This window comes from Collinsella aerofaciens (assembly GCF_015554145.1).
Classification (GTDB): Bacteria; Actinomycetota; Coriobacteriia; order Coriobacteriales; family Coriobacteriaceae; genus Collinsella; species Collinsella aerofaciens_AA.
Genome location: NZ_JADNHZ010000014.1, coordinates 43,959 through 68,952, shown reverse-complemented (window position 1 = coordinate 68,952; position 24,994 = coordinate 43,959). Strand labels below are relative to the sequence as shown.

Annotated in this window: 16 protein-coding genes and 1 tRNA gene; 3 read left to right on the top strand and 14 right to left on the bottom strand. The window is 61.9% G+C overall.

Annotated elements, in window-relative coordinates; genetic code table 11:
- Positions 1 to 276 precede the first annotated feature (276 nt).
- The gene (locus I2E13_RS06995) at positions 277 to 2,958 is read right to left on the bottom strand and encodes a cation-translocating P-type ATPase (RefSeq protein ID WP_195404629.1); all 2,682 of its coding nucleotides are present in this window, start codon (positions 2,956 to 2,958) and stop codon (positions 277 to 279) included.
- 442 nt (positions 2,959 to 3,400) lie between these two features.
- Here I2E13_RS06995 and pyk point away from each other — a divergent pair, with 442 nt between their 5' ends.
- Positions 3,401 to 4,861, top strand: coding sequence for a pyruvate kinase (pyk, locus tag I2E13_RS06990; RefSeq protein ID WP_195404628.1), 1,461 nt, complete (start codon positions 3,401 to 3,403; stop codon positions 4,859 to 4,861).
- Positions 4,862 to 5,064: 203 nt separating this feature from the next.
- Here pyk and I2E13_RS06985 read toward each other — a convergent pair whose 3' ends face one another.
- The 6 genes from I2E13_RS06985 to pheS all read right to left on the bottom strand — a co-directional run bounded on the left by I2E13_RS06985 (position 5,065) and on the right by pheS (position 12,564).
- Positions 5,065 to 5,913 (bottom strand): hypothetical protein, encoded by an 849-nt coding sequence (locus I2E13_RS06985; RefSeq protein WP_229057869.1) that lies wholly within the window; start codon positions 5,911 to 5,913, stop codon positions 5,065 to 5,067.
- A 79-nt stretch (positions 5,914 to 5,992) separates the two neighbouring features.
- Positions 5,993 to 6,763, bottom strand: a complete 771-nt coding sequence (locus I2E13_RS06980; RefSeq protein WP_229057868.1) for an energy-coupling factor ABC transporter ATP-binding protein — start codon at positions 6,761 to 6,763, stop codon at positions 5,993 to 5,995.
- 43 nt (positions 6,764 to 6,806) lie between these two features.
- Entirely contained in the window at positions 6,807 to 7,643 is an 837-nt protein-coding gene (locus I2E13_RS06975) for an energy-coupling factor transporter transmembrane component T family protein (protein WP_195404626.1), read from the bottom strand.
- A complete protein-coding gene (gene cbiM / locus I2E13_RS06970; protein ID WP_195404625.1) occupies positions 7,621 to 8,706 on the bottom strand; it encodes a cobalt transporter CbiM in 1,086 nt (361 codons plus the stop codon). Before cbiM ends, I2E13_RS06975 begins: the two co-directional genes overlap by 23 nt.
- Positions 8,707 to 8,873: 167 nt before the next feature.
- Complete coding sequence (gene pheT / locus I2E13_RS06965; RefSeq protein ID WP_195404624.1) at positions 8,874 to 11,327, bottom strand: phenylalanine--tRNA ligase subunit beta; 2,454 nt, start codon at positions 11,325 to 11,327, stop codon at positions 8,874 to 8,876.
- 160 nt (positions 11,328 to 11,487) lie between these two features.
- On the bottom strand, positions 11,488 to 12,564 hold the full coding sequence (pheS, locus tag I2E13_RS06960; RefSeq protein ID WP_117794012.1) for a phenylalanine--tRNA ligase subunit alpha: 1,077 nt from the start codon (positions 12,562 to 12,564) through the stop codon (positions 11,488 to 11,490).
- Positions 12,565 to 13,068: 504 nt separating this feature from the next.
- Between pheS and I2E13_RS06955 the strand changes: the two genes are divergently transcribed.
- On the top strand, positions 13,069 to 14,643 hold the full coding sequence (locus tag I2E13_RS06955) for a carboxypeptidase M32 (protein WP_195404623.1): 1,575 nt from the start codon (positions 13,069 to 13,071) through the stop codon (positions 14,641 to 14,643).
- Between the two features lie 205 nt (positions 14,644 to 14,848).
- Here I2E13_RS06955 and glmM read toward each other — a convergent pair whose 3' ends face one another.
- The 7 genes from glmM to I2E13_RS06920 all read right to left on the bottom strand — a co-directional run bounded on the left by glmM (position 14,849) and on the right by I2E13_RS06920 (position 24,457).
- Positions 14,849 to 16,180, bottom strand: coding sequence for a phosphoglucosamine mutase (gene glmM, locus I2E13_RS06950; RefSeq protein ID WP_195404622.1), 1,332 nt, complete (start codon positions 16,178 to 16,180; stop codon positions 14,849 to 14,851).
- Between the two features lie 83 nt (positions 16,181 to 16,263).
- Positions 16,264 to 18,576 (bottom strand): DUF4012 domain-containing protein, encoded by a 2,313-nt coding sequence (locus tag I2E13_RS06945; RefSeq protein WP_195404621.1) that lies wholly within the window; start codon positions 18,574 to 18,576, stop codon positions 16,264 to 16,266.
- 149 nt (positions 18,577 to 18,725) lie between these two features.
- The gene (locus tag I2E13_RS06940; RefSeq protein WP_195404620.1) at positions 18,726 to 19,748 is read right to left on the bottom strand and encodes a DMT family transporter; all 1,023 of its coding nucleotides are present in this window, start codon (positions 19,746 to 19,748) and stop codon (positions 18,726 to 18,728) included.
- 438 nt (positions 19,749 to 20,186) lie between these two features.
- Positions 20,187 to 20,459: a hypothetical protein gene (locus I2E13_RS06935; RefSeq protein ID WP_195404619.1), complete on the bottom strand. Its 273-nt coding sequence runs from the start codon at positions 20,457 to 20,459 to the stop codon at positions 20,187 to 20,189.
- Between the two features lie 385 nt (positions 20,460 to 20,844).
- On the bottom strand, positions 20,845 to 21,750 hold the full coding sequence (locus tag I2E13_RS06930) for a TVP38/TMEM64 family protein (protein ID WP_229057867.1): 906 nt from the start codon (positions 21,748 to 21,750) through the stop codon (positions 20,845 to 20,847).
- A gap of 188 nt (positions 21,751 to 21,938) precedes the next feature.
- Positions 21,939 to 23,738, bottom strand: a complete 1,800-nt coding sequence (locus I2E13_RS06925; RefSeq protein WP_324249376.1) for a sensor histidine kinase — start codon at positions 23,736 to 23,738, stop codon at positions 21,939 to 21,941.
- The gene (locus I2E13_RS06920) at positions 23,723 to 24,457 is read right to left on the bottom strand and encodes a response regulator transcription factor (RefSeq protein WP_117743134.1); all 735 of its coding nucleotides are present in this window, start codon (positions 24,455 to 24,457) and stop codon (positions 23,723 to 23,725) included. Before I2E13_RS06920 ends, I2E13_RS06925 begins: the two co-directional genes overlap by 16 nt.
- Positions 24,458 to 24,716: 259 nt before the next feature.
- On the opposite strand from I2E13_RS06920, the gene I2E13_RS06915 reads away from it, so the two are divergent.
- Positions 24,717 to 24,791, top strand: a tRNA-Val gene (locus tag I2E13_RS06915).
- Positions 24,792 to 24,994 lie beyond the last annotated feature (203 nt).

Here is a 24,994-nt window from a genome sequence, read left to right as displayed (position 1 = left end):
GTAAAGCCGTTTGTCTCCACCCGCATAGCGGGTGGTTTAAAGCTGGCCGCTGCGCGGCCAGCAGACTAAAGTCTTGAATCAAAAAGAGCCGGTCGAGCAAACGCTCAATCGGCTCACAAACTTTCCCTCAGCCCTTTTTCATCCGCGCGGGAGTAAAGCCAGCAAGGATACCGTAGGGCCCACCCCGGGAGTGTTTTCTTCTGAGCGATCCCGCAGCGCGAAGCGCGAGGACCAGCGAAGAAGAAAACACGCAGGGGCGGGCCCGGACAGGTTAACTTACTCCTTCTCGACCGCGCGCATGATCGCCTTGTAGATCTCCATCAGCGGGATGATCAGGAAAGCCAGGCCCAGTGCGGCAAGAACGCCCTTGAGCTCAAGCGTCACAGGGCCAAAGAACATCTCGGCAAGCGTCGGCTGCACGGTCACGATCACCGTCAGCACCAGTGCCAGCGCGGCAGAAGCCCACAGCCACTTGTTCTGCTTCTTCATGGTGAACAGCGACGCACGACGGCTGCGCATATTGAAGCAGTGGAAAATCTCGACCATGTTGAGCGTGATGAACGCCATCATCACGCCTTCCTCGTCGGCATTGCCGGCGATCATATCGGCGATGTGGATGTAGCCCATGTCAAAGTACACGCCCACAAAGAAGCTCGCCAGCACCAGCACGGTGATGATCAGACCCTGGACCACGCAGTCCAGGCCCATATTGCCGGCAAAGACACCGTCCTTGGCGTTGCGCGGCTTGCGCTTCATGATGTCGCCCTCGGCATCCTCCATGCCCAGCGCGAGCGCGGGGAAGCAGTCGGTGACCAGGTTCACCCACAGCAGCTGCACCGGCTGGAAGATGGTAAAGCCGATGAGCGTGGCGATAAACACCGAGAACACCTCGGCAAGGTTGGCCGAAAGCAGGAACTGGATGACCTTGCGGATGTTGTCGTAGATGCGGCGACCCTCTTCGCAGGCACCGATGATGGTGGCGAAGTTGTCGTCGGCAAGCACCATGTCGGCAACGTTCTTGGTGACGTCGGTGCCGGTGATGCCCATACCGACGCCGATGTCGGCGCGCTTGATGGACGGGGCGTCGTTGACGCCGTCGCCGGTCATGGCGACGATCTGGTCGCGCGACTTCCAGGCCTCGACGATGCGCGTCTTGTGCTCGGGCTGGACGCGGGCGTACACGCCGTAGTCCTCGATGTGCGCGTCGAGCTCCTCGTCGCTCATGCGGTCGAGGTCGGCACCGGTAATGGCATGGCTGCGATCGGTGACGATTCCCAGCTGCTTGGCAATGGCCACGGCGGTGTCGATATGGTCGCCCGTGATCATGACGGTGCGAATACCGGCGTCGTGGGCCTCGCGGATGGCGTCGGCGACCTCGGGGCGGACAGGGTCAATCATGCCGGACAGGCCGCAGAAGACCAGGTCGTGCTCGAGCGCAGCGGGGCTGCAGTCGCTCGGGACCTCGGTGTAGGTGCGGCTTGCCAGCGCCAGCACGCGCAGGGCCTCGTCGGCCATGGCCTTGTTGGCGGCCACGAGCTCGGCGCGACGCTCCTCGGTCAGCGGAACGACCCTGTCGCCGTCGTAGATATGGGTGCACAGGCCGATCACCACGTCGGGCGCGCCCTTGGTGTACTGCTCATACTCGCCGTCCAGGGTCTCGACGACCACGGACATCATCTTGCGGCCAGAGTCGAACGGGGCCTCACCCACACGCGGGTGCTCGGCAGTCAGGCCAGTGAGGCCCGCCTTGCCGGCATCGTTGACAAGCGCGCACTCAGTCGGCTCGCCCACGGCCTCGCCCAGTTCCTCGTCCCACTGGGCATCGGAGCACAGAGCCATGCCGGCCAGGAACTTCTCCTTAGGCGCGGCGAGCTCGTGCTTGACGACGGTCATCTTGTTTTGGGTAAGCGTGCCGGTCTTGTCCGAGCAGATGGTCTGTGTGCAGCCGAGTGTCTCGACAGCAGAAAGCTTGCGGATAATCGCCTGGCGCTTGGCCATCTTGGTCACGCCGAGCGAAAGGACGATGGTCACGACGGCGACCAGGCCCTCGGGGATGGCGGCGACGGCGAGCGAGACGGCGACCATAAAGGTGTCGAGCAGGGCAGTCGGGTCGGTAAGGACGTTGCCCACGCCGTGACGGATGATGTCAACGCCAAAGATGACGACGCAGATGACGATAACCATGATGGTGAGGATGCGGCTGAGCTCGGCAAGCTTCACCTGCAGCGGCGTGAGCTCTTCCTTGGCCTCGGCCAGGGCGCCGGCGATCTTACCCATCTCGGTATCCATGCCGGTGCCGACCACGACGGCGCGGCCACGGCCGTACACCACGGTGGAGCTCATGTAGCACATGTTCTTGCGGTCGCCGAGCGGCACGTCATCGGTGCCGGTGGCGAGCTCGATCACGTTGGCATGCTTCTCGACAGGCACGGACTCGCCGGTGAGTGCAGCCTCTTCGATCTTCATCGTGGCGCTCTCGAGCACGCGGCAGTCGGCCGGGACGGAGTCGCCCGCCTCGAGCATGATCACATCGCCGGGCACGAGCTCGGCGCTCGGCAGGTGCACGAGTTTGCCGTCGCGCAGAACCTTGGACTGCGCGGCGCTCATCTCCTGCAATGCCTCGAGAGCTTCCTCGCTCTTGGCCTCCTGAACCACGCCCAGCACCGAGTTGACGATAACGACGAACATGATGATGGCGACGTCGGCAAAGTCCGCCTCACCCTTGACCATGCCCGTGAGTGCACTGATGACGGCGGCAACGATCAGCATGATGACCATGGGGTCGGCCATCTGCTCAAAGAAGCGCTTCCACAACGGCGTCTTCTCGGCTTCCTCGAGCTTGTTAGGGCCTGTCTTGGCGAGGCGCGACGACGCCTCGTCGTTGCTCAGGCCGAGGTTCTCATCGACACCTTGGTCGCTGAGTACCTCCGCCGCGGCGGACAGGTATTCCTTTTGCATATAGAGTCCCCTCCTGGGATTCGGGCCACTCAGCAGATTGATGCCCGATCATAATTCCCAGGAGAAGGGCAAGGGCTCATCAAGGCTGCCGTGCTGAGCGGCAGTTGATAGTGGGGCTATGGTACCCCAAAGCGGCGCGTCTAGCCAAAACATTCCAATTGGAAACACGGCTCGAGTGCAACGATGCAGACCGTGTGATGCTCAACATTGATAAAACGTTTTTTCTTCGGTGCATCGTCAAACTGAAATATCGCCCAGATAGCAGCGGTTAGAACGGTTGGTAAAGTTTTTGCATATACCGTTTTTACCGCAAAAAATGAACTTCTAATTCGGCATACGGTCGATTTTTTGGGGTATTCGGTCGTCATTTCGTTATAATCATCTCAGTTTTATTTCTTATGGTTTATCTATCAGCGCAAGACGATGTCAGATGGAGGTCTGAATGTACAAGCGCACCAAGATTGTATGCACCATGGGTCCCGCCTGCGATAGCGACGAGACCATCCGCGAGATGATCAAGGCGGGCATGAACGTCGCCCGTTTTAACTTCTCGCACGGATCCTACGACGAGCACCACGGTCGCATCGAGCGCGTCCGTCGTATTTCCAAGGAGCTCGGTCTGCCCGTCGGCATCCTGCTCGACACCAAGGGCCCCGAGGTCCGCACCGGCCTTCTGGTCGATGGCAAGAAGGTTGCCGTCAAGACCGGCGATAAGATCGTCGTCACCGCTCAGCCCACGTCCGAGGATTTCCACGGCACCGCTGAGCACATCTCCCTCGACTACCTGGCTCTGCCCTCCGAGGTCGAGAAGGGCTCCCTTATCCTGATCGATGACGGTCTGGTTGCCCTCGAGGTCGAGTCCGTCGACGGCCAGGACATGACCTGCGTCGTCAAGAATGACGGCCTGATCGGCGAGCGCAAGGGCGTCAACATGCCCAACGTCAACATCTCGCTGCCCGCCATCACCGAGCGCGATCGTCAGGACATCCTCTTTGGCCTGACCGAGAACATCGACTACATCGCCGCTTCCTTCATCCGTGACGGCGAGTCCGTCCGCGGCATTCGCAAGCTTTGCCGCGAGAACGGTGGCGAGCACGTGACAATCTTCCCGAAGATCGAGTGCGCCCTGGGCGTCGAGAACTTTGACGAGATCCTCGAGGCTTCCGATGGCATCATGGTCGCCCGTGGCGACCTGGGCATCGAGATCAAGCCCGAGCTCGTTCCGCACATCCAGAAGGAAATCATCGCTAAGTGCAACGCGGCCTACAAGCCCGTTATCACCGCTACGCAGATGCTCGACTCCATGCAGCAGAACCCGCGCCCGACGCGCGCCGAGGTTGCCGACGTTGCTAACGCGATCTACGACGGCACCGACGCCGTTATGCTTTCCGGCGAGTCCGCTGCCGGTAAGTACCCGGTCGAGGCCGTCAAGATGCAGGCCAGCATTGCTCTCGAGACCGAGAAGTACCTCCCGGCTCACGCTCCGCTCGAGGTTCCGGCTGACGCTCACGGCACCCGCGTCGTCAACAACGTTGTGGGTATGTCCGCTGTGAACATGGCCACCACCGTTGGCGCCAAGTGCATCACCGTGCCCACGACCACCGGCCGCACCGCTCGCCTGATCTCGCACTTCCGTCCCAACATGCCGATCTGCGCGTTCTCCCGCCACGAGTGGGCCGTCCAGCAGATGATCATGTACTGGGGCGTCATCCCGCACCAGGCAGAGATTACCCAGGGCACCGTCAACGGCACGATCGTCAAGGCGATCGAGACCGCTAAGGAGCTCGGCTACGTCAAGACTGGCGATTTGACCGTCGCTACCGCCGGCGATCCCCGTATGAGCGTCCAGCTCGAGGACAAGGTCTCCTCGACCAACGTCGCTTACGTCGCTCAGGTGCGCTAAAACGCACTTGCAAGCACGCTTGCATTGCAAAGGGCCCGGAAGGCTTTGCCTTCCGGGCCCTTTTTTAGGACCTACCTCATATGCCGCTTCATCGATTTGTGATCAGTCGCGAACCTTTCCGATGCCGAGCGTACCACCGAAGATGCCCTGCGACGGGAGCTGTTGGTCAATTGGGATGAACTGCTCACCGTTAAGCCGGCCGACTAGCAGCTAGCGATCAGGGGGACTGCGGGAACGTCAGAAGCAGCAACGCGAGCCGCGAATCCCGCCTCGGTCAGCTCGATGACCTCGGTAAACGTTGCGTCGAAGAATTCCTCGGTCAGCAGGCGGTATGGCGGATGGTCGGGCTCGCCGGGGTTTTCGCGCACGATCTCGTGCATAACGCCGATGGTCTTGAGCACATATTCTTTATGGATGGGATACTGCCCAAAACGCGTCGCAGCGGTATACAGGCGATCGGTCGCACGCGGGATGGAAACGATGCCCAGCGTCTTGCCAAACCAGTCAAAATCGCCCTGCTTTTTAATGCGGAACTCCTCGCACGGCTTGCCGCCGTGCGCCTCCAGGTACTGATTCACGCGCGTATTCCATACGGTATCGGCCACCAGATGCGACCAGACACCAAGTGTCAAATCGAACAACGACTGTGCCACATCTTCGGACGCAAGCGAGAACTCACAGGCGCCGGGACCGGCAACCGGCTCGGCATCCTTGTAGCGCTGGGGATAGTGCACGCGGTTCAGCCGCTCGCGCTCCTCGACAATCGAGGTCGCGTCAGCCGGCGTACCAACAGGCGCCCCTTTGAGCAGCGGCGCCACATAGGTATCCCAGAACTCATGCTCACGAGGCTTAGGGATGGGCTCAGGCTTGGCAAAGTGCGTAATGCGGTACGGGATGGGATCGGCGATACCAGGGACCATATAGCCCACGAAGATATCCGGAACCACGCAGCCAAACAAAAAGGCATTGCGGTCGCGCACGCTCTTGGCAAGCGCACCGGTGCGCTCCAGCAAACGCTCCGTCTGAGCGATATGAATGTTCCAGCTTGGCATAGCCACCCCCATAAAAACCTGGATAACTATACCATCACGGCAAAGCCACGCGGGCAGCTACGCACGCTCTACGCAGCAACTAGTCCGTAGCACCGCTTTCGGTTCCATACGACGGAGAAGGCGCCTCGACCACATGGTGATATCGATCGATATAGATTGCACGGGCACCCAGGCGTCGCACCAAATCCTGGTGATGTGTGCTCATCAAGACCGTCTTACCCGCCGCGACGTAGGCCAACAAGAAGTTGACCACGATGTCACATGAATCCTCGTCGAGTCCATTGGTAGGCTCGTCGAGGACCAAGATATCCGGGTTCATCGACACCACCGCAGCCAACGCAACGCGCTTCTTTTGCCCGCCCGAGAGCTGATAGGGAGAGGCGTCGGCAAGGTCGGCAACCTGGAACAGCCCCATGGCATCGCGCACGCGGCGCTCGAGCTCGTCTGCCGGCAGCCCCATTTGAGCCGGGCCAAACGCGACTTCCTCGCCCACCGTAGCGCAGAACAGCTGGGCGTCGGCATTCTGGAACACAAAGCCCACGCGCTGATGAAAACGCTGAGCGACAGCGGAATCCTTTAGAAACGCCGCATCGATCACATGCCCGTCAAACAGGTATGCCCCTGCGTCCGCGAGCTCAAGGCCGTTAATAAGGCGCATAATCGTCGTCTTACCACAGCCGTTGGGACCGAGCAGGGCAACGAGTTCACCACGATCGACCTGCAGCGACACACCATCGACAACCGTATGCCCCGCATAGGAGAACACCACGTCGCGCAGCTCGATGAGCGGCGCGACCTCGGCGCCGGTGGCACCACTCGCGCTCATCACGTCATTCGTATCGTTTGCCAAAGCGTCGCCCTTTCCTATTCCACATCAACAGCCGACCAGCCCGTTACAGCACCGCGCACAGCACGCCCAGCAACACCACAACGGCCGCATAAACCGCATCGCGCCAGCTCAACACAATCCGAGCGGGCGCCGGATACACGCCGGCAAAGCCGCGGCAAAGCATAGCCTCGTCCATCGCGTGGCTACATTCCATCGCCTTGATAAACGTCATGCCCATGATACCCGCCAGCGAGTCGGTGCGCGAAAAACCCGCAGGCGCACGACCCACGCTGCGCAGCATGACCGATTCGCACAGATCGTGCGCCGTGCGTCCCAGCACCTCGATATGCTTGAGCGCCATATCGAAAGTAAAGATGACCTCGTCGGGCAGGTGCAACATTTTGAGCGCCGCCGACATGCGGCTCCAGGTAAGCGTCCATGAAACGCCCAGCACAAGCGACACATTAATGAACGTCTTGAGCGCAATCTTGAGCATGGCGCCCGTGGCAGACGCGCCCAGCAGCAGGGCAGGTAGTGCCAAAACCACCGCGAGCCCCGCAGCGCCAAGTGCCGGCACAAAGGTTGCCCGCAGCCCGCGTACGGGGCGCACGGCAACGAGCACCAGCGCGATAGCCGCCATCAACATGAGGTACAGCGGGCTCTGTGTCAGGTACACGCACAGAACGCAGACGAACATCCCCACCAGGCGCACCGGCGCCGAAACGCAAGAAAGGGCGCGGTCGACCATCGACCCGCCCTCGTGTGCGCCTCCACCCAGGCGAACCCGCTCAAGCAGGCTCGCCAGGTGCAGGACGTTTTGTTGCATAACACGATGTCGAGCCCCCGCGGGCTCGTAACGCTGCTCGACCGTAAGCCAGCTAGGCAGCTCGGCTGTTGCCATGAGCACCGCTTTCCTTGACCGTCAGCGAGACCAGGCGGAATGCGATGGTCAGCACCGCCACGCCAATCACGCCCGAGAGGATATACATGGCAGCCTGGCCGGCAAAGCCAAGACCCTGCTCCTCGGAATAGGCCTGCAGATAATCGCCCGTGGGCAGGGCGTCGGCAAAGGTCGGGGTATCGAGGCCGACCGAAGCCTGCAGACTGTCGTCACCAGCCTCCTGAACGGCGGTCGCGGCGCCCTCGGCGTCCCACTCACCCCAGGCGTCACCGGTGGCGAGCAAGCCGAGCGGCGTAGCCACGACAAGCACGGCGACCAGGATGAGCGTGGGGACCAGCGAGGTCTTCTTAGCGGCAGCGCTCTCGGCAGCAAGCTGGCCATCGACGGCCTCGGGCCCGACGATAACGCTCGGCGCCGTCTTCTTAATGAAACCATAGATGGCGGCCGTCGCCACGCCCTCGACCACGCCGGCAACCAGCATATGCGGGATCAACATGGCAGGAATAGCCACGGACAGCGGGAAGGGGCAGTACAGCGGAGCGCCCGAGGCGTTGGTGAAGAGCATCGGCTGAATACCAAACTCGATTGCCGCGCACAGGGCCGCCAGGCACAGGCCGACCCAGCCGCTCACGATGGCCGAAACCGAGGTGCCCCAGCTCTTGTCGTGCAGACGGCTGTTGAGCGCACGGAACACGATAGCAGCGGTAAACGGCAGCACAAAGGCCATGTTAAAGCAGTTGGCGCCAAAGGACAGAACGCCGCCGTCGCCAAACAGCAGCGCCTGCAGCGCGAGTGCAACCGAGACTGCAATGGCAGCAGCCTCGGGGCCCAGCAGCAGCGTGATGAGCGCGCCACCAACAGCGTGACCAGTGGTGCCGCCGGGCAGCGGCACGTTGAACATCATGAGCAAAAAGGAGAACGCGGCGCAGATGCCCAGAAAAGCCATGTGCTCGCGATCGAGCGTGGCGCGCACCTTCTTGATGCAGTGGACCCAAACGGGCACCATCGCCACCGCCATGACGACATCGGTCTGCGGGGACAGATAATTATCTGGAATGTGCATGTATGCCTCCCGATTGTCGGCACGCGATCGCAGCGCCGTTTGAATCACCTTGCCAGTATTACGCATTGTTAGGTTCGTAACACGCCGCCGGCTATCATAGCAAACGGCGCACTGCCAACAAAGCAGTGCGCCGTTTTGCAATACATTCGTCACAGACGCAAGCGATCCTATCCGCGAACCTCGCCGTTTACGCCCTTGCACACCTTGGTGACGATCTTCTGGTGCGCCTTCTCGACCTCTTCGCTGGTGAGCGTGTGATCGTCGGAGCGATACGTAAGCGCAAAGGCCATGGACTTTTTGCCCTTGCCGATGCGGGCCGGATCGCGATAGACGTCGAACAGGCGCACGCCCTCGAGCAGCTTACCGCCGGCACTGGTAATGCGGCGCTCAAGATCCTCGCAGGTCACGGAGTTGTCAACCACGATAGCCAGGTCGTGCTCAACAGCCGGGTACTGCGAGAACTCGCGGTAGTTCTCCTGGTTGCGGGCACCCTTGATCAGCTTGTCCAGGTCGAGCTCAAAGGCAACGACGACCTCATCTATGCCGCAGGCCTCGCGCGCCTCGGGGTGGATCTCGCCGACCCAGCCCAGCACGGTACCGCCAGACAGAACCTCGGCGGCACGGCCCGGCTGCAAGAAGGCGTAGCCCTCGCCCACGGCGGGACGGAAGCGAACCTTCTCGATGCGCAGCTGGGCGAGCAGCTCCTCGACAATGCCCTTGCCAAAGAAGAAGCGCAGCTTGCGGTACTTCATGTTCCAGGACTGCTCGCTCCACTGGCCCGAGAGCACACCCGCCACGGACTTGGTCTCCTTGGGCAGGCTGGCGTTCTCGCGACCGTGGAACAGGCTGCCGACCTCGTACAGGTGCACGTTGGGCGTGCCGTGGGCCTCGTTATAGGCCACGGATTGCAGCAGGCCCGGCAGCAGCGAACGACGCATCTCGGTCTGCTCGGCTACCAGCGGATTCATGAGCACCACGGGGCAACCGCGGCCCTCGGTGGACATACCGATCTTCTCCAGGTCGCCCGGGGCGGCAAAGCCAAAGGTCGTGGTCTCGTTGAGGCCGCAGGCGCGCAGGATCTCGCCGACCTTGCGGGTGAGCTTCTGCTCGCGAGTCAGGCCACCGATGTGGTTCTTGGCAGCCGGGATGGTCGCCGTCACACGGCCCATGCCCCACAGGCGCAGGACCTCCTCGATCAGGTCGATCTCGCGCGGCAGGTCGGGACGGAAGCTCGGCGGAGTGACCATGAAGTCCTCGCCGTCGCGCTCGACGGTGCAGCCCAAGCGGGTGAGCGAACGCTCGATAAAGTCGGGCTCGATGTCGGCGCCGCAGATGGCATGCACGCGGGCCAGGCGCAGCTTGATGCTGTCGATGGTCTTGGGCGCGGGGAAAACGTCAACGTAGCCGGGAGCGACCTCGCCGCCGGCGATCTCCTCGATGAGCGCGCAGGTAACGTTGGCGACATCCACGCAGCCGGTCTCGTCGACCTGGCGCTCAAAGCGGATGGAGGCGTCGGAGATCAGCGACAGGTCGCGGCTGGTGTGCGAGGTACGACCGGCGTTGAAGCAGGCACTCTCGACCATCACGTCGACGGTGTCGTCCTCGATCTCGGAATCCATGCCGCCCATAACGCCGGCCAGCGCCACGGGACGCTCGCCGTCGGTGATGAGGCCCATGCCGGCGTCGAGCGTGCGCTCCTCGCCGTCGAGGGTCGTGAACTTCTCGTCCTGCTGGGCGGCGCGAACCACCACGCGGCGATGGCCCTCGCGCTCGGCAAAGGTTGACAGGTCAAAGGCGTGCAGCGGCTGACCGGTGAGCATCATCACGTAGTTGGTGATATCGACGATGTTGTTGTGCGGACGCACGCCCAGGGCGTTGAGGCGCTTGACCATCCAGTCGGGCGACGGGCCGACCTTCACGTTGCGCACGATGCGGGCGACATAGCGGTCGCACAGGCCCTCGTCGGCAATCTCGACCGAAAGCTCGTCGTCGGTCGCGCGGCCGGTCTCGGCCTTGATGGCGGGCAGCTCAACGTGAAAATCGCGGTCGAAGATGGCGCCGGTCTCGCGGGCCATGCCGATCATGGACAGGCAGTCGGGGCGGTTGGGCGTGATCTCGCAGTCGAGCACGGTGTCGCTCGAGCCCACATACTCGGCAAACGGCATGCCACAGGGCGTATCCTCGGGCAGAATCATGATGCCGGAGTGGTCGCCGCCCAAGCCGAGCTCGCGCGCGGAGCAGTTCATGCCCATGGACACGACGCCGCGAAGCTTGCTCTTCTTGATCTTGACGTCGCCGGGCAGAACTGCGCCGATCATGGCCGTGACGATGTGGTCGCCGGCCTCGAAGTTCTGCGCGCCGCAGACAATCTGCAGCGGGGCGGGGTTGCCGTCGGCGTCGAGGTTCTTGTCACCCACGTCGACCGAGCACACATACATATGGTCGCTATCGGGGTGCGGGGTCTTGGTGAGCACCTTGGCGGTCACCACGTGGTCGAAGGACTCGCCCACGGTGTCAATCGCCTCAACCTCGGTGCCGGTGCGGATATACTCGTCCGAAAGGGTCTTAGGATCTTCCGGAATATCGATCATGGTCTTGAGCCAGTCGTAAGAAACGCGCATCTAACTGGTCTCCTTTCATAAATGCGGCTTTGAGCCAAAAACTGCAACGGAGACGGGTTTTCCAAGTGCCGCAGATTGCCTTGAAAGAGGAGGGCCGCGTACTTAGGTACGCAACCGACGATTGAAAGGCAAGGTGCGGTGCTTGGGAAAGCCGCCGGGCCTAGAACTGATTTAAGAAGCGCATATCGCCTGTCATGAGCGTTCTGAGGTCGGGCAGGTCGTAGCGCAGGGCCGCGACGCGCTCGGCACCAATGCCAAAGGCGAAGCCGGTGTACTTCTCGGGGTCGATGCCGCAGTTGATGAGCACGTTGGGATCGACCATGCCGCAGCCCAGGATCTCGATCCAGCCGCTGTGCTTGCAGAAGTTGCAGCCCTTGCCGCCGCACACGTGGCAGCTCACGTCCACCTCGCAGGAAGGCTCGGTGAAGGGGAAGAAGTGCGGGCGGTAGCGCGTCTTGCGGTCCTCGCCAAACATGCACTTAACAAAGTAGTCGAGCGTGCCCTTGAGGTCGCCAAAGGTGATGTCCTCGTCGACGACCAGGCCCTCGATCTGGTTGAACTGCGGCAGGTGGCAGGCGTCGGCCGTATCGGGACGATAGACGGTGCCCGGGCAGATCATGTAGATGGGCGGCTTTTGCGACTCCATGGTGTGGATCTGCACGCCCGAGGTCTGGGTGCGCAGCAGTACGTCGGACTCGCCATGGGCGTGAGCCTCGGGGTGCGCGACGCTGCCGGGGTTGTTGTCGACCACGTAGAAGGTGTCGCGGGCCGAGCGGCTCGGGTGATCCATGGGCGCGTTGAGCGCGGTGAAGTTGTAGTAGGAGGTGTCGACCATGGGGCCGGACTCGACGGTGTAGCCGATGCCACAGAAGATGTCCTCGGCCTCCTCGATGATCTGCTTGATCAGGTGCTGGTGACCGATCTGCGGACGGATGCCCGGCAGCGTAATGTCGACGGCCTCGTGCTCGAGTGCGTGCTTGAGGGCGGCGGCCTTCATCTCGGTGGTGCGCTCGTCGAGCATGCCCTCGATCAGCTGGCGCATCTCGTTGGCGCGCTTGCCCATGACAGGACGATCCTCGGGGGCGAGCTTGCCCATCATACGCATCAGGCCGGTGATGCGGCCCTTGCGGCCGAGCAGCTCAACGCGCGCAGCCTCGAGCTTTGCGGCGTCGTCGGCGCCTGCGACGAGCTCCTTGGCCTCTTCCTCGAGTTTGACCAGATCATCAATCAGACTCATGTCTTCCCTTTCGTCTCTCGCGTATCCGCGCTCCGGGACGGCTGACGCCGCCCGATGCTGCGGATACGCGGCCCGGTTCGGTAACAAAAAAACCGCCCTCGGGCATGTGCATTGCCCAAGGACGGTTAAATTCCGCGGTACCACCTTGTTTGACCCGGCGGATGTCTGGCCCGCCGCGCCCACTCTGCGCCTCTTGTCGCGAGGCTCACGGCTTCCCTACTGGGGCTTTGCTGCCACTGGCCGCGCGCCCGTTGAGGTCGCTGCTCGGGAGTGAACGCTTGGCCCTTGCCACCGCAGGAAGGCTTGCAGCCCATGACCTTCCCTCTCTTGCCGGCGACGCGGCGGGCAAAACCCTCTCCGTCAACGCAATGGGCTATAGGATAACACATTCTGCAAGCATATCGCCGCGTTCCGTTTTGTTCGCGCTGGGTACAAAGCAGGTAGCTGTGCAAACTGGCCGTGCACCCGCCTGCGGCGCTCGGCCTGCGAGATTAAGGATACGATATGGGAAAGAAACTCGATAAGAAGGCCAAGCCCGCAGCGGGCAAGACGCCTAAAGGCATGAAGGTCGACAAGGCCGTCAAAAAGTTCCGCAAACTCGAAGGCAGGCTGTGGACTCGCGAGTACCTGCTCAAGATTGCCGAGTTTGACGGCGCGACCATTGCCCCCGCCAACGGCGCCGCGGCCCGCGCCGATGCTATGGGCACCCTTGCCGGCGAGCATCACAAGCTGCTGACCAGCGAAAAGTCTGTCGAACTTGTGCGCTCGCTGGCACGCGAGACCGTCGCCGGAGGCAAGATCGACGACCCGCAGCTGCTCGACGAGATTCGCGTACTCGGCCGCGACCAGCGCGAGGCAAGCGCCATCCCCACCGAGGAGGCCGAGGCCTGGACCAGGCTTACCTGCGAGGCCGACGCCGTGTGGCACAAGGCCAAGACGGCCAATGACTGGGCGAGTTTTGAGCCCTATGTGGATAGAATCGTCGCCCAACTTAAGCATCAGGCCGAGCTCATGGACCCCAAGCGCGATCCATACGACGTTTGGCTCGACCAGTACGAGCGCGGCCTTTCCGCCAAGAGCTTCGATGCGTTTTGCGATGAGGTCAAGGCCACGGTCGTGCCGCTCGTGCACGCCATCGGCGAGCGCGGCCAGCAGCCGGCTGCCGACTTTTTGCACGCCCACGTGCCCGAGGCTGCCCAGCGCGCCATGAGCTTCGACCTGATGAAGCTCGTCGGCCTGAACCTGGACGACACCACGCTTGCCTTTACCGAGCACCCGTTTAGCGAGGGCTTTGCCGTGGGTGACGCGCGCATCGCGACACACATCTACGAGGACGATTGCATCTCCAACGTCTACAGCATCATCCACGAGGCGGGGCACACCATGTACGAGCTGGGCGTCAATCCCGCCTATGCGCGCACGTGCCTGGAGGGCGGCACCTCCATGGGCATCCACGAGAGCCAGAGCCGCTTTTTCGAAAACACCGTGGGTCGCAGCCGCGCCTTTATGGGACCGCTGCTCGAGGTGCTGCGCCGCCACGCACCCGAGGTCTACGGCGACGTCGACGAGGACACGCTCTACCACGCCGTGAACATCGCGCAGCCTTCGCTGATCCGCACCGAGGCCGACGAGCTCACCTATCCGCTGCACGTTATGGTGCGCTACGAGATCGAGCGCATGCTGTTTGCCGGCGAGGCTACGGCCAAGGACATCCCCGCGCTTTGGAACCGCTTCATGGATGAGTACCTGGGCATTCCCGTTCCCGACGACACGCACGGCTGCCTACAGGATACGCACTGGAGCGGCGGCTCGTTTGGCTACTTCCCCACCTATGCGCTGGGCAGCGCCTACGACGCCATGTTTGTGCCGGACATGTGCCGCGACGGCGTCGACCTTACCGGCGCCTGCGCGAGCGGCGACCTGACACCCGTCCGCGCCTGGCTGGGCGAGCACATTTGGCAGTGGGGCCGCGCCAAGGACGCGCCGGAGCTCATCAAGGGCGCGTGCGGCATGGCGTTCGATGCCCGCTACTACTGCAGCTACCTGCAGGACAAGTTCACCACGCTGTACGAGCTGTAAGGATTGACCAGCGCGCCATCGCCAACGCCAACCATGTTGACGCCAATGTCTTGGCAACGTCAGCGAAAACGACCCTAAGCGAGCAAGGTAACGTGAAATGAAAGGGCGCTGACCTTCTGGTCGCGCCCTTGAAATTGAACGTCAGATTGCCGCTTAGGGGCGTTTGCAGCGTCGAGCAGTTACGCGGTTTGGTAAAACCGCGTAACTATAGAGCCTCGAGCGCGTTGGCGATGCGCTTCATGGCAGCATCGGCGGATGCTTGGTCGGGCGCCTCGGCCAGCACGCGGATAACCGACTCGGTTCCACTCTTGCGTACGAGCACGCGGCCCTCGCCTGCCAGCGCAGCCTCGGCCTCGGCGATGGCGTTCTGCACGCCCATGTTCTCGAGCGCGGCGTCCTTGTCCGCCACGTGCACGGCCACCTGCGCCTGCGGCAGCAGCTTGCACGGAGCCGTGAGCTGCGAGAGGGTCTCGCGCTCGGCGCGAATCACTTCCATCACGCGCAGCGAGGTCATAATGCCGTCGCCCGTGCGCTCGATATCGCCAAAGATCGTATGGCCCGTCTGCTCGCCGCCCAGGCTGTAGCCGCCCTCGCGCATCTTGGCATACACGTGACGGTCGCCCACGCCGCTGGTCACGGCACTTAGGCCGGCAAGCTCCAGCGACTTGACCAGGCCAAAGTTGCTGGCAATCGTCGGCACCACGGTACCGCCCGAAAGGCGACCGTGCTTGTTCAGATACACGCCACACACGTACAGGATCTGGTCGCCGTCTACCACGCGACCGCGCTCGTCCACGGCCAAGCAGCGATCGGCATCGCCGTCATAGGCAAAGCCCACGTCCAGGCCCTGCTCCACCACATGGCGCTGCAGGCGCTCTATATGCGTGGAGCCGCAGTCGACGTTGATGTTAAAGCCATCGGGCGCGGCGTTGATCACGCGCACGTCGGCACCGAGCGCGTCAAACACCGGCTTGGCCACCGAGGAAGCCGAGCCGTTGGCGCAGTCGATACCGATCTTGACGCCCTGCAACGAAAAGTTCGCGCTGGCGATGAGCGAAGCAATGTAGCGGTTGCGGCCCTGCATGTAGTCCACCGTGGCGCCGATGTGGTTGCCCGTGGCCAGCGGTACCTCGCTCTTACCATCGATGTAGTCCTCGATGAGCTCCAGTACGTCCTCGTCCATCTTAAAACCGTCGCTATTGACGAGCTTAATGCCGTTATCGCAAAACGGGTTGTGGCTCGCGCTGATCATGATGCCGCAATCGAAGCAGCCTTCCACGGTCTGATGCGCTACGCCCGGCGTGGGGATCACGTGCAGCATATAGGCGTCCGCACCGCTCGCGACCAGGCCGCTCACCAGCGCCGCCTCGAACATATAGCTCGAGCGACGGGTGTCCTTGCCCACGATCACACGCGCCTTGCGCTCGCGGTTGGCGCCGTAATACCAGCCCACAAAACGGCCAATCTTATAAGCGTGCTCTACCGTCAGCCCAACGTTGGCCTCACCGCGAAAGCCGTCGGTGCCAAAGTACTTCATGCGCTCTCCTTACAAAATAGGGGCGGACAGATTGCCTGTCCGCCCCAAAATGGTACTCGATTATCTGCGCTACCAGAAAAACCCTACGCCGACGCGCTGTCGCGAGCCGCCTGGCATGTAGGAGTCTGACGCAGCGTAAGCGGCTTGTCCCCCGCCTCGGCCGACGTGGTCAGCGTATACGTGATCGTCGTCGTCTCGCCAGCATGCAGGTCAACGGTGCCCGAATAGAAGGGAATTCCATGCCACGTAGCAGCGCCAAGACCAAACTGGGCGCCCTCGACGGTCAGATCAGTAATGTTGCCGCCCGTCGGGGCAAACAGTGAGACATTCAGACGCTCGTCGTCGCGCGCGGCATCGGGCGCGCTCGCCGCGACGTAATCGGGCAGCTTGCCTGCCTCCTCCTGCGTCATGATGTTCGTCAGGGTAACGGTGATGCGATACGAGCACGTGCCGTCGCCGTTCTTGACGCCCTGGCCAATCTGCGTGTCGGCGTTCAGATACCAGTCGAGCTTGGAGAAGCTCAGGTTGTTAAAGTAAACGCCGGCAACGGGATCGGCACTCGGATCATCCGGATCGGGCAGCGAAGCGTCAATGCCCGTCTCTTTGATGGCATTCTGCTCATCATCGTTTCTCATCCAAGCAATCAGACGGCCCTCTTCGGCACCGCGCTCGAATGCACCGACAAGCTTTGTAACGTCGACATCACCGATGCCACCGAGAATCTTGTCGAAGGCGGCGCTGGCAACAGCCGCAAAGATGCCATCCGATTCCTCGACCGGATAGTTCCAATACACATCGTGCATGAGAACCTTCGCCGCGTTGGTACCGTCGACGACCGTACCATCGGGCAGCGAGACATTACCGACAAGGCCCAGCAGGTACTGCAAGAACACAGGATCGATGCCGACGACGCCATCAACGTCCTGCCCATACTGGGACTTCCACAGCGCGGCGACACGTTGCGAGTTGCGGGGCCAATCAGGCGAATAGGTATTGCCCGAGTTGTACAGGTTACTGTGGTTGCCGAACAGCGCCTCATCCTCTTCGTCGACGCTCTCGACTGCCTCATCCTCGCTGAGTCCAATGCGGGGAACAAACTCGCCAATCGACATCTGGCCGTCGGTGACCGAAATCAAACCTTGCGAACCGCCAAAGCCGCCGCAGGCACGAATCTCGACGTTGTTCATGGCGTACACAAGGTAGTTGCGCGTCTGGCCGTTGGCGCCGAGCATCTGGGGAAGGACGGGGGCGACCTTCTCCGCCGCGTCAACCGCGCCGTTGAGGGTGGCAAAGCCGTCCTTGGCCTTATCGACCAACTCGGTCACCTGGGAAATATGAGTATCGCCAATGCCCTGGATCTTCTCGTTGACGCTCTTGAACACCTTCGAGCTATCGGAGAGCGAATCGGCGACCGCCTGCAGTGCGGACACGTTGATGGTCCCATCCTGGAACAGCTTGCCGGGCGTGGCCTGCGAAAGGTTATCGGCCATGGGAACCAGCGCGTTGCTCGAGACATCGGACAGGGCGTCGATCATGGTGCGGGCCGCATTGATATCGCTGCCATACACCGGGATAAACGAAGCCGCCGTCCACAGCGGGCTCGAGGTCTCCGCCTTCATGCTGTCGCAGAGCTCATCGATCTTCTTCGCGTCGTCAGGCAGCGTCGAAAAATCGCCCGACGTGACCTTGTCCTTAAGGCCACCGACGATCTCGACAGCCTCCTTCGCTTCGCTCTTTACGGTCTTTGCCGAGTTAAGCAGCATAAAGCCGCTTGCGCCAAGCGCAACGAGAAGCACCGCGACTACAGCGGCAATAATGGCGCCAGTGTGACGCTTTTTGCGCTCGCCCTTGCGATGGCGATGACGGACCAGACCGTCAGAGGTCGAACTCGACGAAGCGTCGCCACCGTAGTTCAAGCCAAAATCGTAATAATCTTCCTTGGAACCCGAGCCCGCAAACTCGACACCGCTATCATCCAGGCGGGCGAACGTGCCAGTCTCGGAGGCGCCGGTGTAAATCGTGCCAAGGTTACCCGTAAGCCCCACGCCACCGGAAGAGGGAGTATTGTTGGCGGCCCTGCCGGCATTAACGTTGCCGTCGGTATTCGCGGCGTTGACAGCACCTGCGTTGTTCGCAGGTGCCGAAGGAGCCCCGCTCGGCTGCGACGTGGAGGTTGCACCGCCCGCAAAGACATTCCCTCTTGCACGGCCGGTCTTTTTTGCCTTTTGAGACTGCTCGTACAGAGCGGTAAACATCGCCGTCTCGCCCGGGGACACGCGCTTACCAGAACCGCCCTGTCCAGCGCCGCCCGGCGTGCCGGCCTTACCAGCCCCGTTCGGACGCGGCGGAACTGCAGGACGGCCGCTATCGCTGCCCTTAAAGTGATTACCAGCCATAAAGAAATCCTCGCAATTGAGTCGCAATGAAAAAGTCCATAACGTTGCTAGTTTATGGCATTTTGGGCATCGACAGCTAAACTCCAGACACGGACATCAATTGGCGAAAATGTGGCACAACACCTTTTCTGTCTTGGCGGCGGCGCCAGCTACACCGTGAGGAACATCATCACGATGATCATGGCAAAGCCGATAAGGTCGGTCGGCAAAAACACCGTGCCCAGCATAACGGCGCTGGTGATGGTCGCCGAAACCGGCTCCACAGTTCCGATGAGGCTCGCACGTACCGAGCCGATGTCCTTAACGCCCTGCATATAGAGCATGTAAGCAAAAAACGAGCCGATAACCACGAACACCGCGAGCGCCTCGACGCCGGCAGCGTCGAGCGCCGGCATATGCGCCCAAGGCTGCACGAAGACACACGAGACCACGCCCGCCGTGAGCATTGCCGAGCCCGTGACGATGGGGCTGCCGTATTCGGGCAGGATCTTGGCGGGAATCACCGCCATGCATGTAGCGCTGACCGCACACATGAGACCCGCGATCAGGCCGAGCGGCGAGATATTCAGGCTGGTGGGGTCGCCACCGGTGGCGATTAAAAAGGTGCCACCCAGAGCCAGACCGATGCCGATGACTTCGCGAGTACGCGGCATGCGGCGATCGGTCACGCAGGTGTAGCCCATGATGATAACGAGCTGCAGGCACTGGAGCACCGTCGCGGTTCCGGCGTTCGTCAGACGCACGGCCGAAAGATAGCAAAACTGATTGAACAGCAGGCCAAAGGCGGTAAAGAGCAGCAGCTGCTTGCGATCGGCGGCTGTGGTCCAGAGCTTAATCAGGCGCTCGCGGTCGCGCGTAACAACCACAGCCATAAAGAGTAGACCGGCGAGAATCTGACGCACGCTCATAAGCCACAAGGTATCGACGTGGTAGGTATCGAACAGAAAGCTCGCGCTGGTGCCCGAGAAGCCCCAAAACGAACCGCCCACCAGCGTAGCCAAGACGCCCATGATCAACTTGCGCGTCGAAGCGCTGTTCAGGCGGTCGCGCCATGCACGGCGGGTGTTGCGGCTGAGCTCGTCGGTGCCCTCGGGCACATCAATGTTCGATATATCGGTCATCGGCACCGAAGCTCCTGCGCCTTCGACCTGCTCGACGCACTCTTTGCTCATTCCACTCCCCCGAAACAGCCTGGAAACAATTCGGCTTACCTTACCACGGCGAAGGCACCAGCCGGAGGCTTGTCCGCTTATCGGTAGGACAATTCCGCAGGCGTCTTTCCATAGCTCGGTACCGCAATGGCCTTGCATTATGCGACAGTCAAATCGCGGCAGCAGGCTCTTTTGAAATGGATATGACAAAGCCCCCGAATTCCACAATGCAAGGGTTGATTTCCGATCTCAGCCGAACACATTGAGCAAATAGGCCGTTCCCGCACCTAGCCGAACGCCCCCGCGGCCCCTCCTGGGGCCCGGGGGCGCCGTTTTCCCAGTTGAAGGAACGGTGGAGATGTGTTTCGATGGGTCCGGTGGCCATGCTCCGCCCGCCGCCCGGCGCCTCTTCCCAGACTCAGCCGAACGGTCGGTCAGTCTATTCCGTTTTCCCTTAGGCTAGGACAGCGGGGCATCGCCCCTTTCCGCGCGCGCCCGCGCGATGAGCCCCGGCGTCAGGTCGAGCTCGCCGACGGGCACGTCCTCGATGCCGTACACCTCCAGCAGCGCCGCCGCGTCGCCGCCGAGCATCGCCCGGAAGGCGCGGGCGGGCGTCGCGAAGCCGAGCGCGCCGCGCGGCTCGGAGTTCACGTGCGACATCGCCAGCGACAGGTCCGCCGGGGCCAGCCGGTCGAACCTGAGGCCGCGGCCCTTGGGGGCTGCTCGAAGCAAAAACGAGCGACCCCGCGGACCTCGCGCGCGCCGTCGAACTCATCGAGATCGGCGGCGGCATCGACGCGTGCCGTGATCTCGCACTCAAACTCGCACAAGAGGCGCAAGACACCAGCCGCGCGCTCGCCGAGGCCGGTGTCATTTCGCACAACGCCGCTGACCTGCTCTGCTCCATGGCCGATTTTTTCATCAATCGGAGCGCATAGCGGGGTCGCAAGCGCGTAAACCCTCGAAACCTCCCCCAGCATGTGCATTTTGCTCGCGTTTCCGCAAGATTTCGATTTCAGAATGCACATGTTGGGGAGGTTTTGGATTGCTGTGGCGACCGGCGGTCCGATGTGGCCGCAAAAGGCCCATCAGCCGCCGTACATCCTCGTCGGCCGCCTCAGTTCGCCTTGGCACACAGGCGACGATACAGCAAGCCGCCCAACGCCACGCACAGCAGTGACACGGCAGCGACGACACCAACCACCAACCAGTTTCCGCTGCCCGCAGCGGATGCCGCGGCCGTCGAAGTCACAATGGAGGGAATGCGCCCAAACGTTGCGATGAGCACCACGGGGGCGAAGCGCATCTTGGTGAGGCCGGCGAAATACGTCAAGAAGTCCTTCGGGGTTCCCGGGATCAAGAAAATCACCAGCATGACCAGCTCGAGTCGCTTCGCATTATTGAGCCACGAAAACCGGTCGAGAAGGCTGCGGTCGAAGAAGAGGCCAACCAGGCTCCAGCCCCATCGACGCGTCGCCCAATAAATCGCCGACGTCGCCAGCCCCGAGGCGACGAGGCACAGCGCCGTCCCCTCCCAGAAGCCAAACGCGTAACCGCTCGCCAGCTCCACAGGCTCGCCGGGCAAAAAGGCCAAGAAGATCTGGGTGACGTTGATTCCAAGCATGACGAGACGACTTATCACGCTATGGTCGGCGACGAACGACCGAACCGCCTGAGGGTCTGCAAGCCATGCCAAGATCCCCGGAAGGTATTCCCAGCATGCAGTCGCGAGGATCGCGACCGAGGCTGCAAGCGCCAAAAGCACGCGACGGCGCAGGATTCGACGGCGGGCATCGAGACCATCGTCCTCTGCGACGGCCTCGGCCGACATTGCCGCAGCGGTCGCGAATGAGGGGGCGTTTGCGGTCCGCGCGCCGGCAGAAGAGGCGTCGTCCAGCGCGTCATGAGCGCCCGCGACTCGATTGCGAAGCTCGCTCAAGGCGCTTACGTCAAGACGGCGAGCGGCGCCCCCGCAAGAAACCTGACCGGAATACCCTTCGGCTTCGGGCTGCATCCTCATCATCGCGTTACCTCCTTGTGTACCTGACAAGGACAGTTTCGCAACTTGGTGTCTATGTTTTGTCTACCAGCAATGACAATTCAGTAAGCCTTACGTTAAGGTAAGCCATTCTTAAGGTAAGAGCAGGTAACTGGTTCGCCGACGGTTCGATGAGCCCGGCGACGCCCGCCCGCGTAGCGCGCGAGCCCTCGTCACAATTCCCCTGTTTCGTCCCCATCGCCGCCCATGCTAAACGTCGCCGTCACACGTGCCCCGCCGGTCGAACCATTCCCTAACTCAAGCGCTCCCCCGTGTAAACCGCACAAAATGCTCGACACATTCAAGCCCAGCCCAAAATGCTCGGCAGATTTGTTCTCGCTAAAGAACGGATCGCACCCGCGCCGCAGGGCTTCGGGCGTAAAGCCCGGACCATCATCGGCAACGCTCAGGGCCAACCTGCCCTCTCGAACAGAAATCTCAACCTCGATGACGCCCTTCGCATGGCCGCACGCATTGCTCAAGAGGTTGTCGAGGACCTCTTCGACCAGGGGTAGATCGATGTGGGTCATGTCGGCGCGGGCGCCATCTTCACCTTCGTCAGCTGCAACCCTCAACGCGAGCCCTTCCCCGCGCGCCGCAACAACCTCGTTCGCATGCGACTCGAGCTCATCCACAAGGAATCGCGACGTCAGCGGCTTGCGGTCTACAGGCCGATCTTCGAGCTTGCTCAGCCCTCCCATCTCCGTTGCGTACCGCTCCAAACGCACCACCTGGGCCGACAGGGCATCCAACGAACCAATATCGAGCTCATCGCCGCGACGCAGGCGCATCTGCGCCATCTCGACCGTCCCCTTGAGCACCGTGATCGGCGTTCGGAGGTCGTGCGCAAACGCCGCATTGAGCTGACGCCGCCCTTCGGCGGTACGCCACAGCTCGCGCTGGGCATCGAGCAGCGACGCCCTCATATTCTCCAGTGTCTCGGACAGGCGACCAAGTTCTTTGCCCCGCACGCGCTCGATCGAGAAATCCAAATCCTGACCGGCGATGCGCCCCGCGGCGCTCGCCAGCTCCCCCAAGGGCCCGGCGATGTGAACGCGGTAGAAGTGCTTGAACGTGAGCCAACCCAGGCCGCCGTACGCCAAAACGGGCACAAGCCCCGTCGCAAGCGTGAGGACCCAAGGCATCGGACCATCGGGAGGCGGTGAAGCCGCATAATAGGCAGTGTTCGAGACGAGCCCCTCGCCAAACGTCTCCTCAAGATCGGCTCCCGTCATGTTTTCAAACAGCTCCACGCTCTGCGCGCGGCCCGCGCGGCTCAACGCGTCGTAGTGGGCGAGGTTCTCCGCTGGAATCGTGCTGTTCACCTCGAGAATCTCCTCCTGCGGATAGCCCTCGTTGTAATTGAGCCCCCAGTCGTAGAGCTGCACCTGGCCGCTACGAACCATGTCGACGGTCGCGTACAGCGTGCTGATGGTGCGCCCGCCCTCCGGCACGTAATCGCTACCGGTCCCCCAATCGCCCGTCGCAATGAAGACCGCGTACGGCCCATCGCCTGGCAAGTTGAGCTCGGATGCGGGAAGCAGCTGCTGAGAGGTGGGGTCGTAGATGTATGGACCCGAATCGATCACGCCGTGCTCGGTCAAACCGTTGTCGAGCGTCACCTCGAGTTCGTAATATCCATTATTCCAAGCCGCGAGTACCTCAATGGCGCTCAGCGCAAGCACCGTGGCGACAACAAGATAGGCGACCAGATACGCCGTGAAGATCACGCCCAACGGCCGCAGGCTCCACCAGGCACGCAGGCGCTCTTTTCGCGGCAGGCGTATCAGCCGCTCGCGCTCAAGCTCGCGGGCCGCGCGTCGCTCGGCGCGGCGAGCTGCGCGGCGGTCGCGCCTGCGGACAGAACCGCCATTGTCCCGACAACCGTCCTCGCAAGCGACAACTCGGCCGTCTTCGTGAGGCGCATGGCGCCCGCGTGGGCCCTTACCAAAACCCGTCACTTTGCCACCCACTTGTAGCCCACGCCCCATACCGTTGCGATCGGATCGTCCGCGATCCCCGCCGACGTAAACTTGTTGCGAATGCGGCGAATGTGCTCGCGCACCTGCGACGGGTCACCCGCGGCGTCCCATCCCCACACACGCTCGTAAATCACATCGCGGTCAAACACCTGGCCAGGGCGCTTGCTCAACAGGGCGATGATGTCGAACTCGAGCTTGGTCAAGTCGACGGTCACCGCGTTCGAATCGCCCCCGGCGGACGAATCCCGATTACCGCCCGCACCGTGAACCTCAACGATGCGCTGAGCGTAATCGATGGTCATCTCGCCAAAAAAGCGGACGGCGCCGTCGCTTTGCCGATCGCGAGCCCTTCCCTCGCGCGCCATGTGCGCCGCCACGCGACGACCCAGAACCTCGAGAGAAAAAGGCTTGAGCACGTAGTCATCGGCGCCCGCCGCAAAACCATCAAGCTGGTCCATATCCTCAACGCGCGCCGTTAGAAAGATGATCGGGCAGCTCACATGCTCCCGCACGCGGCGACAGACCTCGAAGCCGTCCATCCCCGGCATGTTTACATCGAGCAGCATGATATCGGGGGCGGGGCCAGAAGAAGCCGCCGCCAGGGCCGACGGCCCGTCATGGGCAACCGAAACCTCGTAGCCCTCCATGCGGAAAAACTCCGCGAGCATATTTGCGATATCAACCTCATCATCTACGACCAGCATGTTCATGGTCGGCCCCCATACTACTCAAACAACGGCACACGCCTCGTGCAATCGTGCGCAAGACGGTGAAGCCAGCACATACTTCCCTGAAACCTTGCCACAAACCTGTCTACGCTTTGTCGATAATTTGACCGCAAACGGTCACCTGCAGGCGGCGAGCGGCTTTTTCTCACCAGACCACAATGCAAGCGATTTTTAAAAATGTTCTTGCCACCGAGTTCAGGCTCCGTTATATTATCCCTTGCGCACTTGCGCACCCTTGATCGGGCGTTTAGCTCAGGGGGAGAGCGCTTCCCTGACACGGAAGAGGTCAGAAGTTCAAATCTTCTAACGCCCACCAAATGTTCACAGCTCAGAGGCTATGTCTCTGGGCTGTTTTGTTTTATGTCGCCAAATCCGCTGGCAGCTCCAACCATCATCGCAACGTAGCATCAATTCACCTGACGAATGGCTGCCAAATAAATTCAATACCCCAACATCAACAATAGCCAGGCACAAAACTGCGCCGCAAACTGCTCCAACCGCCCAATAGCCACCGAGGCC